Annotated in this window: 12 protein-coding genes; 7 read left to right on the top strand and 5 right to left on the bottom strand. The window is 61.5% G+C overall.

Annotated elements, in window-relative coordinates; all coding sequences use genetic code 11:
• Positions 1-6 precede the first annotated feature (6 nt).
• The 5 genes from mnmE to AKL02_RS20250 are packed head-to-tail and all read left to right on the top strand — an operon-like array spanning position 7 to position 5,480.
• On the top strand, positions 7-1,290 hold the full coding sequence (mnmE, locus tag AKL02_RS20270; RefSeq protein ID WP_083079494.1) for a tRNA uridine-5-carboxymethylaminomethyl(34) synthesis GTPase MnmE: 1,284 nt from the start codon (positions 7-9) through the stop codon (positions 1,288-1,290).
• Positions 1,291-1,302: 12 nt separating this feature from the next.
• Entirely contained in the window at positions 1,303-3,165 is a 1,863-nt protein-coding gene (mnmG, locus tag AKL02_RS20265) for a tRNA uridine-5-carboxymethylaminomethyl(34) synthesis enzyme MnmG (protein WP_083079533.1), read from the top strand.
• Positions 3,162-3,791 carry a 16S rRNA (guanine(527)-N(7))-methyltransferase RsmG gene (gene rsmG, locus AKL02_RS20260; protein WP_083079492.1) on the top strand — a complete coding sequence of 210 codons (630 nt, stop codon included), beginning with the start codon at positions 3,162-3,164 and terminating at the stop codon, positions 3,789-3,791. The genes mnmG and rsmG overlap by 4 nt, the downstream gene beginning before the upstream one ends.
• Positions 3,784-4,596: a ParA family protein gene (locus AKL02_RS20255; protein ID WP_078522668.1), complete on the top strand. Its 813-nt coding sequence runs from the start codon at positions 3,784-3,786 to the stop codon at positions 4,594-4,596. Before rsmG ends, AKL02_RS20255 begins: the two co-directional genes overlap by 8 nt.
• A gap of 2 nt (positions 4,597-4,598) precedes the next feature.
• Positions 4,599-5,480, top strand: coding sequence for a ParB/RepB/Spo0J family partition protein (locus AKL02_RS20250; RefSeq protein ID WP_083079490.1), 882 nt, complete (start codon positions 4,599-4,601; stop codon positions 5,478-5,480).
• Here AKL02_RS20250 and AKL02_RS20245 read toward each other — a convergent pair whose 3' ends face one another.
• The 4 genes from AKL02_RS20245 to rph are packed head-to-tail and all read right to left on the bottom strand — an operon-like array spanning position 5,481 to position 8,309.
• Entirely contained in the window at positions 5,481-5,834 is a 354-nt protein-coding gene (locus AKL02_RS20245) for a YbaN family protein (RefSeq protein ID WP_083079488.1), read from the bottom strand.
• Positions 5,834-6,991, bottom strand: a complete 1,158-nt coding sequence (hemW, locus tag AKL02_RS20240) for a radical SAM family heme chaperone HemW (RefSeq protein WP_083079486.1) — start codon at positions 6,989-6,991, stop codon at positions 5,834-5,836. The genes AKL02_RS20245 and hemW overlap by 1 nt, the downstream gene beginning before the upstream one ends.
• Positions 6,988-7,599: an RdgB/HAM1 family non-canonical purine NTP pyrophosphatase gene (rdgB, locus tag AKL02_RS20235; protein ID WP_083079484.1), complete on the bottom strand. Its 612-nt coding sequence runs from the start codon at positions 7,597-7,599 to the stop codon at positions 6,988-6,990. Before rdgB ends, hemW begins: the two co-directional genes overlap by 4 nt.
• Entirely contained in the window at positions 7,596-8,309 is a 714-nt protein-coding gene (gene rph, locus AKL02_RS20230; RefSeq protein ID WP_083079482.1) for a ribonuclease PH, read from the bottom strand. The genes rdgB and rph overlap by 4 nt, the downstream gene beginning before the upstream one ends.
• Before the next feature lie 118 nt (positions 8,310-8,427).
• On the opposite strand from rph, the gene hrcA reads away from it, so the two are divergent.
• Positions 8,428-9,489, top strand: coding sequence for a heat-inducible transcriptional repressor HrcA (gene hrcA, locus AKL02_RS20225; protein WP_083079480.1), 1,062 nt, complete (start codon positions 8,428-8,430; stop codon positions 9,487-9,489).
• Between the two features lie 5 nt (positions 9,490-9,494).
• Positions 9,495-10,043 (top strand): nucleotide exchange factor GrpE, encoded by a 549-nt coding sequence (locus AKL02_RS20220; RefSeq protein ID WP_083079478.1) that lies wholly within the window; start codon positions 9,495-9,497, stop codon positions 10,041-10,043.
• 58 nt (positions 10,044-10,101) lie between these two features.
• Here the strand turns inward: AKL02_RS20220 and mutS are convergent, their stop codons facing one another.
• Positions 10,102-12,747, bottom strand: coding sequence for a DNA mismatch repair protein MutS (gene mutS / locus AKL02_RS20215; protein ID WP_083079476.1), 2,646 nt, complete (start codon positions 12,745-12,747; stop codon positions 10,102-10,104).
• Positions 12,748-12,831 lie beyond the last annotated feature (84 nt).

The raw sequence follows: 12,831 nt of genomic DNA, 5'->3' as shown, positions 1-12,831 counted from the left end.
ATTGCTATGGACACGATCTATGCACTGGCCACGGCCCGCGGAAAAGCGGGCGTGGCCGTCATTCGTATTTCAGGACCGCTGGCGTGGCAGGCGGCGCGGGACTTGGCGGGAACCCTGCCGGAACCGCGCGTAGCGGGGCTGCGGCGGTTGCTGCTCGCGGGTGAGGAACTCGACGAGGCAGTGGTGCTGTGTTTCGAGCGCGGCGCCAGCTTCACCGGCGAAGAGGTCGCGGAGCTGCATATCCACGGCGCAATTGCGACGGTTTCTGCCGTGCTGCGCGGGCTTGGACAGATCGACGGGTTGCGGCTTGCAGAACCTGGTGAATTCACCCGGCGGGCGTTGGAGAACGAACGGCTCGATCTGGCGCAGGTCGAAGGGCTCTCCGATCTGATCGAGGCGGAAACCGAGGCGCAGCGTAAGCAGGCATTGAAGGTTTTGTCAGGCGCAGTTGGCGCTCTGGTCGAGGATTGGCGCGCAAAGCTGATCCGCGCAGGTGCGCTGATCGAAGCCACGATCGACTTCGCGGATGAGGAAGTTCCGGTCGATGTTTCGCCCGAGGTACTGGAGCTGATCGACGCGGTCAGCGCCGGAATTCGCGATGAATTGCGCCGTCTTGGCGCGGCGGAGCGTATTCGCGAAGGGTTCGAGGTCGCGATTGTCGGGCGGCCGAATGCCGGGAAATCAACCTTGCTTAACGCGCTGGCGGGGCGCGAAGCGGCGATCACCTCCGAATTCGCAGGCACGACACGCGACGTCATCGAGGTGCGGATGGAGATTGGCGGGCAGGCGGTGACCTTGCTCGACACCGCCGGCCTGCGCGAAACCGACGATGTCGTGGAGGCGATCGGGGTGGAACGAGCGCTCGACCGCGCGCGTCAATCCGATCTGCGCGTTTTCCTGCTCGACGGCGAGGAAGTCCCGCTGATCGCACCGGAGCCGGGCGATCTTGTGGTGCATGGCAAAGCCGATATCGCTGCGCATGATGGGCTGAACGTCTCCGGTAAAACAGGTGAGGGGCTTGGCGAATTACTCGCTGCGATCGAAGAACGTCTGTCCGGGCTTGGCGAAGGCGCCGGCGTAATGACGCGCGAACGGCACAGGGTTGCGATGCGGCGCGCATTCGGGGCTTTGGAATCGGCGCGAGATGAGGTATTGCGCGGGTCCGACCGAAGCGAGCTGGCAGCGGAATCACTGCGCCAGGCGGCTTGGGCGCTGGAAGCGTTGCTCGGTCGGGTGGATGTCGAGAACCTGTTGGACGAAATTTTCTCGAGTTTCTGCATCGGAAAGTAAGGAGTGTTTCACGTGAAACATTACGACGTCATCGTGATCGGAGGCGGGCACGCCGGAACCGAGGCAGCCCACGCGGCGGCCCGGATGGGTGCGCAGGTAGCTTTGGTGACGCTTCGCGCGGATGCGATCGGGGTGATGTCGTGCAATCCGGCGATCGGTGGGCTTGGTAAAGGCCATCTGGTCCGTGAGATCGACGCGCTGGACGGTGTGATGGGCCGTCTTGCCGACGCGGCCGGTATCCAGTTCCGCCTTCTTAACCGACGTAAAGGCCCCGCCGTGCAAGGCCCGCGCGCTCAAGCGGATCGTAAAATCTACCGCGAGGCTGCCCAGCGTATGACCGCGGCGCAGCCCAACCTCGAGGTAATCGAGGGGGAGGTGACCGATCTGCGCGTTGAAGGCGGTCGGGTCACCGGCGTAGTGCTGGCCGACGGTGTGACGCTGAGCTGTCAGTCTGCGATCCTGACGTCTGGGACATTCCTGAACGGCGTGATCCATATCGGCGACCAGCAGCGTCCGGGTGGCCGTATCGGGGATCGGCCTTCGCGCGCCTTGGCCGAGCGGCTTTACGCGATGGATCTGCCGATGGGGCGCCTGAAAACGGGCACGCCGCCGCGGCTGGATGGGAAGACGATTGCCTGGGACAAACTGGAGAGTCAGCCCGGCGATGACGACCCGGTGATGTTTTCTTTCCTTAACCGGACCCCCGAGGTCCGGCAGATTTCCTGCGGGATCACCCATACGAACGCGCGGACGCATGACATCATCCGGGGCAACCTTGACCGCTCCGCGATGTATGGCGGCCATATTTCCGGGGTGGGGCCTCGTTATTGCCCCTCGATCGAAGACAAGGTCGTGCGCTTCGCGGATAAGGACTCGCATCAGATTTTCCTCGAGCCGGAAGGTCTGGACGACGACACGGTCTATCCGAACGGTATTTCCACCTCGCTGCCGGTGGATGTTCAGGAAGATTACGTCCATTCGATTTTCGGTCTGGAAGAGGCGAAGATCCTGCAGCCCGGTTACGCGATCGAATATGACTATGTCGATCCGCGCGCGCTGGACGCGACGCTGCAGTTGCGTGCTGTGCTTGGCCTATATTTTGCGGGTCAGATCAACGGGACCACAGGATATGAGGAGGCCGCAGCTCAGGGTCTCGTCGCTGGCTTGAATGCAGCATCCTCTGCGAAGTCGGGCGCACCGGTGCATTTCAGCCGAACGTCGAGCTATATCGGTGTGATGATCGACGATCTGACGTCGCGCGGGGTAACAGAACCTTACCGCATGTTTACCTCGCGGGCCGAGTTCCGCCTGTCGCTGCGGGCCGACAATGCCGACCAGCGCCTGACGGGAATGGGAATCGAAATTGGCTGTGTTGGCGAGGCGCGCCGGGTTCTGTTTGAAAAGAAATCCGCCGACCTGACGGCAGGTCGGGAGTTGCTGCAGTCGATCTCGCTGACGCCAAAGGAAGCCAAGGCGAAGGGCTTTAAAGTGAATGAGGACGGGACGCGGCGGACCGCTTTCGATCTTCTATCTTTCCCCGATATCACGATGCCCGCGCTGCAAGAGGCGCTGCCGGAATTGCAGGATCTCTCCGAAGATACGGCGCGGCAGCTGTCGATCGATGCGCTCTATGCGAATTACGTTGCGCGACAGGAGGTCGACGCGGCTTCCCTTAAGCGCGATGAGGGTTGGGAAATTCCCGAAGATTTCGATTTTGATTCCCTGCAGGGGCTCTCGAATGAGCTGAAGGGTAAACTTAAGCGCGCGATGCCAAAAACTTTGGGGCAGGCGGGGCGCGTTGATGGCGTGACGCCGGCGGCACTTACGTTGATCTTGGCGCGTCTGCGGCAAACAAAGCGGGCACGCTTGGCATGACGACGCCTGAGGCTGAGGATTTCGCCGCGCGATTCGATGTTTCACGTGAAACATTGGATAAGCTGTTTGCCTATGAGGCGCTGCTTAAGAAGTGGAATCCTGCGATTAACCTCGTCGCGAAATCGACGTTGGAGGATATGTGGTCCCGCCACTTTCTCGATTCGGCACAGATATTCGCGATGGCACCGGAAAATGCGCGGATTTGGGCGGATTTCGGGGCAGGGGGCGGCTTTCCGGGTTTGGTGATCGCGATTCTGTCGGCCGAAAAAGCGCCAGAACGCCAAGTCATTTTGGTCGAATCGGATCTGCGAAAATCGGCCTTTCTCTCGACGGTGACACGGGAGCTGTCGCTCAATATCCGCGTTCTTGCGCAACGAATCGAAGAGATCGCCCCGCTGAAGGCCGATGTCGTCTCGGCCCGAGCGCTTGCGAACCTGCCGAAACTACTGGAATTCACCGCGCGGCATCTGAAGCCCTCCAGCATCGCTATCTTCCCGAAGGGCGCGCGCTGGCAGGAAGAACTTGCGCAGGCGCAGGAAAGCTGGTCCTTTGACTACGAGGCGATCGAAAGCCTCAGCGATCCAAACAGTGTTGTCCTGAAAATCCACGGAGCCGAGCGTGTCTGATCCAATTCGCGCAAATGAACCGAAAATCATTGCGATTGCGAACCAGAAAGGCGGCGTGGGGAAGACGACGACGGCGATCAACCTTGCTGCAGGGCTGGTGGAGGCCGGGCGTAAGGTTCTTTTGATCGATCTCGATCCGCAGGGGAATGCGTCGACGGGCCTAGGAATTGAGCCCGATGATCGCGAGCTGACGACCTACGACCTGTTGATCGAAGACGCGCCGGTTTCCTCGGTTTTGCACAAGACCGAAATCGACGGTCTGTACCTCTGCCCGGCGACGACGGACCTGTCTTCGGCAGATATGGAGCTTGTCTCGACCGAAAAGCGCAGCTTCCTTCTGCATGACGCACTACGACATCCAGATGTTGATAGCTATGGCTTCGACTATATCTTGATCGATTGCCCGCCTTCGCTGAGTTTGCTGACAATCAACGCCATGGTTGCGTCGCATTCGGTTCTGGTGCCGCTGCAGGCGGAATTCTTCGCGCTCGAAGGGCTTTCGCAGCTGATGCTGACGATCCGGGAGATCCGACTGAGCGCGAATCGTAACCTGCGAATCGAGGGCGTCGTTCTCACGATGTATGACGTGCGGAACAATCTCTCGCAGCAGGTGGAGGCGGATGCGCGCGCAACTTTGGGCGAGCTGGTGTTCCGGACGATGATCCCCCGGAACGTGCGGGTGTCCGAGGCGCCATCTTACGCGATGCCGGTGCTCAGCTATGACAGCAGCTCGCGCGGGGCGTTGGCCTATCGGAATCTCGCCAGTGAATTGATGTCGCGGCATGAACTGGCAAAGGCGGTGTGAGAATGGCTAAGGAACGCGAAAAGCGTGGATTGGGGCGTGGTTTGTCGGCTTTGATGGCGGATGTTGATTTGAATCCGGCCGAGACGACGACGTCTCCGCGTCGCCCGGAGCAATATGTCCCGGTCGAGAAGATCGAGCCGAACCCCGATCAGCCGCGTCGCGATTTCGAGCCGGCCGCTTTGGAAGAACTGGCGTCTTCAATCCGCGAAAAGGGCGTGATTCAGCCGCTTATCGTGCGCAAACACCCGACGAAGCCCGATCATTACGAGATTGTGGCCGGTGAACGCCGGTGGCGCGCGTCGCAGATGGCCAAGCTGCACCAGCTTCCGGTCATCATTCGCGAATTCAACGATACGGAAGTGCTGGAAGTCGCGATCATCGAAAATATTCAGCGCGCCGATCTCAATGCGCTCGAAGAGGCGCTTGCGTATAAGCAGTTGATGAGCCGCTTCGGGCATACGCAGGAAAAACTGGCCGAGGCGCTGTCGAAAAGCCGTAGTCACATCGCGAATCTGATGCGTCTGCTGCAGCTGCCCGAAGAAGTGCAGGTCTATCTGCGCGAGGGGAAGCTGTCTGCCGGTCATGCGCGGGCGATGATCACCGCCGAAGATCCGGTCAGCCTGGCGAAACAGGCCGTTGCGAAGACGCTTTCGGTGCGTGATGTCGAGAAACTTGCGAAGAAGCCGCAGGGCGGGGAAGAGCGTAAAGCGCGCCCGAAACCGCAGAAAGACGCTGACACGCGGGCGCTCGAGGGCGATTTGTCCGCGACGATCGGGATGAAGGTTGCGATCGATCATACCAGCAGCGGCAGCGGCAAGATTACGATTGCTTACGACGATCTGGAGGAGCTCGACAAGCTTTGCCAGATGCTCAGCAACGGCTGATCAGCTATTCGGGCGCGTCCAGATGAAAATCAGGACGCCGAGCAGGGTGATCCCCTGAATAGCCAGGATTTCAACCGGTAGCCGGAAGGCTAAAGACAGGCCGAAAGCCGCGAAAACAGACACTGTTGCCGCGATTTTTGCGCGTTTCGCGATAGCGCGGCGTTCTTGCCAGTCAATGATCTGCGGTCCGAAGCGCGGGTGGGTGATGATCCAGTTGTGCAGGCGATCAGAGGATCGCGCGAAGCAGAACGTCGCCAGAAGCATCAACGGAACGGTAGGGACGAGCGGCAAAAACAGCCCGATGATCCCGATCCCGGCCGAGATGATGCCAAGCGTGAGCCAGAGGATGCGCATCAGGGGATGAGATCGCGAATGATGGCGTTCAAAACCGGGCGGCCTTGATCCGTCGCGCGCAGAAATCCGTTCTCTCTCTCAACCATGCCGATATCCTCAAGATGGCGCATTGTCGCCTCATCGAGCGGTGAACGCGAGATCGTGTTGAACCGTTCCATCTCGAGCCCTTCGGACAGGCGCAGCGCGAAGAGAAGATACTCGATTGCCTGCTCTTCGCGGGGCAGGGCGGCGCGCTCGTTCTCTCCGGCACCGGTTTTTTCCACCTGCGCAAGCCAGGCGCCGGGCTGTTTGAGCGTATCGGTGGCGTGGCGGACACCACTTTCGGTCAGGCGTCCATGTGCGCCAGGACCGATGCCGATGTAGTCGCCATAACGCCAGTAGATCAGGTTATGCCGGCTCTCGGCGCCCGGGCGCGCGTGGTTCGAGATCTCATAGGCGGGCAGGCCGTGCTTTTCGCAGATTTCCTGCGTCGCGAAATACATCTCGGCGGAGATATCGTCCTCCGGAATACCGCGCAGCTTGCCCGCATCGTGCCGCGCGCCGAAAACCGTGCCGGGTTCGATGGTCAGCTGATAGAGCGAGAGGTGGTCGACCGCCATTTTCAGCGCCTCATCCAGCTCTGCTTTCCAATCTTCGATCGTCTGGTGCTGGCGCGCGTAGATCAGATCGAAGCTCACGCGATCGAACTGCTTGCGCGCAATGTCGAAAGCTTTCTGGCCTTCTGCGACCGAATGCATCCGTCCCAAACGACGGAGATCTTCGTCATTCAGCGCCTGCATCCCCATCGAGACGCGGTTCACGCCGGCCTCGGAAAAGGCTCTAAACCGCCCGGATTCGACACTTGTGGGGTTCGCTTCGAGGGTAATCTCGAAATCGTTGCTGGTTTGCCAGTTTCTGCGGATGCGCTCGATGATCGCGGCGACGATCACGGGATCCATCAGCGAGGGTGTGCCGCCGCCGAAGAAAACCGTGTTCAGAATCCGACCTTCGGTCTCTGCGGCATAGCGGTCGAGTTCGCTGAGATAGGCAGAGAGCCATCGTTTCTGATCGATGGCGGTCGCGACATGGGAATTGAAGTCGCAATAGGGGCATTTGGCGGCACAGAACGGCCAGTGAAGGTAGAGGCCGAACCCTCCGTGCCGCCAATCCTCGGTCATTTCGCGTCGAAAATCGTCACGAACTTGCGGAAAGCATCCGCACGGTGCGAAATCTCGTTCTTTTGAGCGGCATCCATCTCCGCGAAGGTCTGGTCATAGCCATCGGGCTGGAACATCGGGTCATAACCATGCCCTAGAGCGCCGCGCATCGGCCAAACCAGCTGACCTTCGACACGGCCGTCGAACACCTCGTCATGCCCGTCGGGCCAGGCGAGAACCAGGGTAGAGCGGAAACGCGCAGTCCGCGGCAGCTCCGCTTCGATCTCGTCGCAGGCTTTCCAGGTCTTTTCCATCGCCATGGTGAAGTCGCGCCCGTTGGGGGTGGTTGCCCAATCGGCCGTGTAAACGCCCGGCGCACCGTCGAGACAGTCGACTTCGATGCCGGAATCGTCCGCCAAGGCGGGCAGGCCGGTCGCATTCGCCGCGGCATGGGCCTTGATCCGCGCATTGCCGACGAAGGTGCTCTCGGTCTCTTCCGGCTCGGGGAGGTTCATCTCCTTCGCGCCGACGACCTCGACGCCGAAAGGCGCGAGGATCGCTTTGATCTCCTCGAGCTTTCCGGCGTTATGGGTCGCAACCAGCAGCTTCTTTTCGGTGAAGCTCCTCATCCGATGGCCGCTTTCTGCATTTCGACGAGCTTCGCCGCGCCTTCCTCGGCCAGATCGAGAAGCCGATCCATCTGTTCGCGCGAGAAGGTCGCGCCTTCCGCCGACATCTGCACTTCGATCAGCTTGCCAGCGCCAGTCATGATGAAATTCCCGTCGGTGCCCGCTTCGCTATCCTCGGCATAGTCGAGGTCGGCGACCGGCTGGCCCGCGTAAATCCCGCAGGACAGGGCTGCGACATGATCGAGCAGCGGATCGGAGGTGCAGGCGCCCGATTTCATCAGCTTGTTCGCGGCCAGACGCAGCGCGACCCAACCGCCGGTGATCGAGGCGCAGCGCGTGCCGCCATCGGCCTGGATCACATCGCAATCGACGACGATTTGACGTTCGCCAAGTGCCGAACGATCGACGCCAGCCCGCAGTGCGCGACCGATAAGACGTTGAATTTCAACGGTTCTTCCGCCTTGCTTGCCCGCAGCGGCCTCGCGACGGTTACGCGTGTTGGTCGCACGCGGCAGCATGCCGTATTCTGCCGTCACCCAGCCAAGGCCAGAGCCTTTGAGGAAAGACGGCGCGCGGTCTTCGATCGTGGCGGTGCACAGCACATGGGTGTCGCCCATTTTGATCAGGCAAGACCCTTCTGCGTGTTTCGTAACCCCGGTCTCGATTGAAATCGGGCGAAGTTCACTTAACTCTCTGCCGGATGGGCGCATCGTGGGGTCCTTTCTAATGAATTCACCCCATTTGATCGCCCATGCGCAGCGATGCAACCCCCGTGCCGTGATTGACCTTCGGCTTCGCGCGGCTTTAAGTCAGCAGGGATGAAGCGCGATGAGTGAACAGAACGATATTCTTTCCGAACTGAACGACCGCTCCCGCGAAGTGTTTCGCCGGGTGGTCGAAGGCTATCTCACGACCGGCGGTCCCGTGGGCTCGCGGAGCCTGACCCGAGAGATGAACGAGAAGCTGTCCGCGGCGACGATCCGCAACGTGATGCAGGACCTCGAATATCTCGGGCTTCTGGACAGCCCCCATGTCTCTGCAGGGCGTGTTCCGACCCAGACGGGTCTGCGGCTGTTCGTCGACGGGGTGATGGAGGTGAACCATCTCGGCGAAGAGGACCGGGCCGCGCTGGATGCCACGATGGGGGCGAATTCAGGCGATGTAGGGTCTTTGTTGGATCGGGTTTCGAATGCGCTTTCGGGGATGACGCAGGGCGCGAGCCTCGTTCTGACGCCGAAACACGAAGCCCCAATCCGGCATATCGAATTCGTCTCGCTCTCGCCCGACCGGGCGCTGGTGGTGCTCGTCTTCGCTGACGGTCAGGTGGAAAACCGCGTCTTCACGCCGCCGCTGGGTCAGACGCCGTCCTCGATGCGGGAAGCCGCGAATTTCCTCAACGCGATGGCGGAGGGGAAAACCCTGTCGGAGCTGCGCGGTCACATCGCCCGCGAAATCGCAAATCACCGCACCGAAATCGATTCGCTCGCGACCGAACTGATCGACAGCGGTCTGGCAGCCTGGGAGAACAAAGGCGAGCGCTACGAGCGGCTGATCGTGCGCGGTCGTGCCAATCTTTTGGGCTCCGAAGACGACCTCGACCGGATCCGCTCGCTCTTCGATGATCTCGAACGGAAACGTGACATCGCCGAATTCCTCGATCTGGCCGAGGATGGCGAAGGCGTGCGTATTTTTATTGGCTCAGAGAACAAACTTTTCTCTCTTTCGGGTTCCTCTTTGGTCGTCTCTCCATATATGAACGCTGACCGAAAGATCATTGGTGCGGTGGGCGTGATTGGGCCGACCCGGCTCAACTACGGGCGCATCGTGCCGATCGTGGACTACACAGCGCAACTGGTCGGGCGGATGATCTCCGGCCAGGGCAAAGGATGAATGGCATGAGCGAGAAAAAAGACGAGATTGCCGAGGATCAGGCGCATATCGACGAGAGTTTCGAAGATGTGATGGCCGAAGAGGCCGACGAGCTCGAGGCATTGCGTGCGGAGCGCGACGATTATCGCGACCGATTCATGCGCGCGCTGGCAGATGCCGAGAATGCGCGCAAACGTGCCGACAAAGAGCGTCAGGAAGCCTCGAATTACGGTGGGACGCGTCTAGCGCGCGACATGCTGCCCGTGTTCGACGCGCTCTCGCGTGCGCTCGAAGCCGCGAACGAGGACGTTCGTTCGCAGGCCGGGCCGTTCCTCGAAGGGGTCGAACTGACCCAGCGCGAATTGCTCAACGTGTTCGCCCGTCACGGCATCACCACGGTGGCGCCCGAGGTCGGCGAGAAATTCGACCCCCAGATGCACGAGGCGATGTTCGAAGCGCCCGCGCCCGGCACCAAGGCCGGGGACATCATTCAGGTCATGGAGAACGGCTTCATGATCCACGACCGGCTTCTGCGGCCGGCGAAAGTGGGCGTCAGCTCCACTCCGAAATCCTGATCGGACAGGCTGGGGGCGCTGCCCCCAGACCCCCGGGATATTTTCTCCAAAACGAAGATCACTCCGTGAGAAGCGCGCGAAGCTCGTAAAGGGCGTCGAGCGCATCTTTCGGTGTCATGTCGTCCGGAATGAGGGCTTTCAGCCGCTCTTCCAGCTCCGACGGTCCGGTCGGCGCGGCGGCGGGTTGCGGTGTGTTAGACACCGAAAACAGCGGCAGATCGTCAATCACCGCCTGTTTCTTGCCGCCACCTTCGCGTTCGCCTTTCTCCAGCGCATCGAGCACGATCCGGGCGCGTTCCACGACGGAATGCGGAAGCCCGGCGAGGCGCGCGACCTGAACGCCGTAGGAGCGGTCGGCGGCGCCTTTGCGAACTTCATGCAGGAAGATCACTTCGCCTTCCCATTCCTTGACCGCGACGGTCGCATTCTCGACGCCGTCCAGCTTGGCCGAAAGCGCGGTCATCTCGTGGTAATGGGTCGCAAACAGGGCGCGGCAGCGGTTGGACGCGTGCAGGTGCTCCATAACCGCCCAAGCGATCGAGAGCCCGTCATAGGTCGCGGTGCCGCGGCCGATTTCGTCGAGGATGACCAGAGCGCGGTCGTCGGCCTGATTGAGGATCGCGGCGGTTTCGACCATCTCGACCATGAAGGTCGACCGGCCCCGCGCCAGATCGTCCGCCGCACCGACACGGCTGAAGAGCTGAGACACAAGGCCGATATGGGCGGATTTCGCCGGAACGAAGCTGCCCGCTTGGGCTAGAAGCGCGATCAGGGCGTTCTGGCGCAGGAAGGTCGATTTACCGGCCATGTTCGGACCGGTGAGCAGCCAGATCGCAGGAGTCGCGCCCTCGGTGAGTTCGCAGTCATTCGCGATGAAGGGCTCGCCGGATTTTTTAAGCGAGGCTTCGACGACCGGATGGCGCCCGCCTTCGATCTCGAATGCGTGGCTGTCGTCGACGGTGGGCTCCGCCCAGTCTTCGTTGCGTGCAAGCGTCGCGAAAGCGCTGGCCAGATCGATTTCGGCCAGTGCGCGCGAGGCCTCGTTGATCGGGCCCGCGCGGTCGAGAATGGCCTTTCTTAGGCTGGAATAGAGCCTTTTTTCGATCTCGAGCGCATGATTTCCGGCATTGAGAATCCGGGTTTCGATCTCGCTCAGTTCGACGGTCGTGAACCGCACCTGGTTCGCGGTGGTCTGACGGTGGATGAAGCGTTCCGACAGCGGCGGGGCGAGCATCTTTTCGGCATGGGTGGCCGTGGTTTCGATGAAATAACCCAGCACGTTGTTGTGCTTGATCTTCAGCGAATTGATCCCGGTGGCCTCGATATACTCCGCTTGCATCTTGGCGATCACGCCGCGGCCTTCGTCGCGCAGCTGGCGCGTCTGATCGAGATCTTCGTCGTAACCCGTCGCGATGAAACCGCCATCGCGCGCGAGAAGCGGCGGTTCCGCGATAAGCGCCGCATCCAGCAGCGCGGTGAGGTCGTCATGGCCCGTGAGGGCTTTCGCAGCCTCGGCGAGCAGCGGCGGGGCCCCGACGGCGGCCACGGCTTCGGCGATCCGCTCGGCTTGCTCCAACCCGTTGCGGATCGCGGCCATGTCGCGCGGGCCGCCGCGGTCGAGGGAGAGGCGCGACAGCGCGCGATCCATATCGGGGCAACGCTTCAGATCGGTGCGGATATCTTCAGCAAATCGACCCTGTTCCAGCAGAAAACGTACGGAATCGTGTCGCGCATGGATCTCGCTCAGGTTCCGGGACGGGGCGGAGATCCGGCGTTCGAGAAGCCGTGCCCCCCCAGCCGTCACGGTGCGGTCGATCGCGTTGAGGAGCGAGCCTTCGCGTCCGCCGGACAGAGCCTGCGTCAGCTCCAGATTGCGCCGCGTGGCGGCGTCGATCTGCATCGCTGCGCCGCTGTCTTCATGCACGGGACGGCGCAGCAGGGGCAGCTTCCCTTTCTGCGTGATCTCGAGGTAATCGACGATCGCGCCCATCGCGGCCATCTCGGCGCGGGTGAAGCTGCCGAACGCATCCAGCGACCCGATCGAATAGAGCGACAGAAGCCGCGTCTCGGCGGCCTGACTATCGAAGCTCGCACGGGACAAGGGCGTCATCGCGGCCCGCATATCAGAGACTATTTCGGCGCAATCGGCCTCTTTGGCCTCGCTGACCAGAACTTCACGAGGCGCAAGCCGGGCCAGTTCCGGCCCCAGCCGTGACAGCGGACAGGGCGTCACGCGAAACTCGCCAGTGGAGATATCGACCCAGGCAATCGCGGCCTCGTCGCGCACTTCCGCCCAAGCGGCGAGGAAGTTGTGGCGACGCGCCTCCAGCAGGCTTTCCTCGGTCAGCGTGCCGGGGGTGACCAGCCGCACCACATCGCGCTTCACGACGGATTTCGAGCCGCGCTTCTTCGCCTCGGCCGGGTCCTCCATCTGCTCGGCGATCGCCACGCGGAAGCCTTTTCGGATCAGCGTCAGCAGGTAGCCCTCGGCCGCGTGCACGGGAACGCCGCACATCGCGATGTCCTCGCCCATGTGCTGACCGCGCTTGGTCAGCGCAATGTCGAGCGCGGAGGCGGCATCGACCGCGTCCTGAAAGAACATCTCGTAGAAATCACCCATCCGATAGAACAGGAGTGCGCCCGGATTGGCCTCCTTGATCCCCAGATACTGTTCCATCATCGGTGTGACGGTCGGCTTGGCCATGTGCCCCCCATTTGCTGGTCGCGCGACCCTACAAAACCCCGGATTCGGGCGCAATTCCGTTGAGTGACGGATCACGGGACGTTA

The organism is Thioclava electrotropha (assembly GCF_002085925.2).
GTDB lineage: Bacteria > Pseudomonadota > Alphaproteobacteria > Rhodobacterales > Rhodobacteraceae > Thioclava > Thioclava electrotropha.
The sequence above is the reverse complement of the archived record's forward strand: the minus strand, read 5'-3'. Positions and strand labels throughout refer to the sequence as shown.

Excerpts from the sequence above, each read along its gene's own strand:
- mutS (WP_083079476.1), bottom strand. The coding sequence starts at position 12,747 with ATGGCCAAGCCGACCGTCACACCGATGATGGAACAGTATCTGGGGATC.
- rsmG (WP_083079492.1), top strand. The coding sequence starts at position 3,162 with ATGACGACGCCTGAGGCTGAGGATTTCGCCGCGCGATTCGATGTTTCA.
- hrcA (WP_083079480.1), top strand. The coding sequence starts at position 8,428 with ATGAGTGAACAGAACGATATTCTTTCCGAACTGAACGACCGCTCCCGC.
- rph (WP_083079482.1), bottom strand. The coding sequence starts at position 8,309 with ATGCGCCCATCCGGCAGAGAGTTAAGTGAACTTCGCCCGATTTCAATC.
- AKL02_RS20250 (WP_083079490.1), top strand. The coding sequence starts at position 4,599 with ATGGCTAAGGAACGCGAAAAGCGTGGATTGGGGCGTGGTTTGTCGGCT.
- rdgB (WP_083079484.1), bottom strand. The coding sequence starts at position 7,599 with ATGAGGAGCTTCACCGAAAAGAAGCTGCTGGTTGCGACCCATAACGCC.
- hemW (WP_083079486.1), bottom strand. The coding sequence starts at position 6,991 with ATGACCGAGGATTGGCGGCACGGAGGGTTCGGCCTCTACCTTCACTGG.
- AKL02_RS20245 (WP_083079488.1), bottom strand. The coding sequence starts at position 5,834 with ATGCGCATCCTCTGGCTCACGCTTGGCATCATCTCGGCCGGGATCGGG.
- mnmE (WP_083079494.1), top strand. The coding sequence starts at position 7 with ATGGACACGATCTATGCACTGGCCACGGCCCGCGGAAAAGCGGGCGTG.
- AKL02_RS20220 (WP_083079478.1), top strand. The coding sequence starts at position 9,495 with ATGAGCGAGAAAAAAGACGAGATTGCCGAGGATCAGGCGCATATCGAC.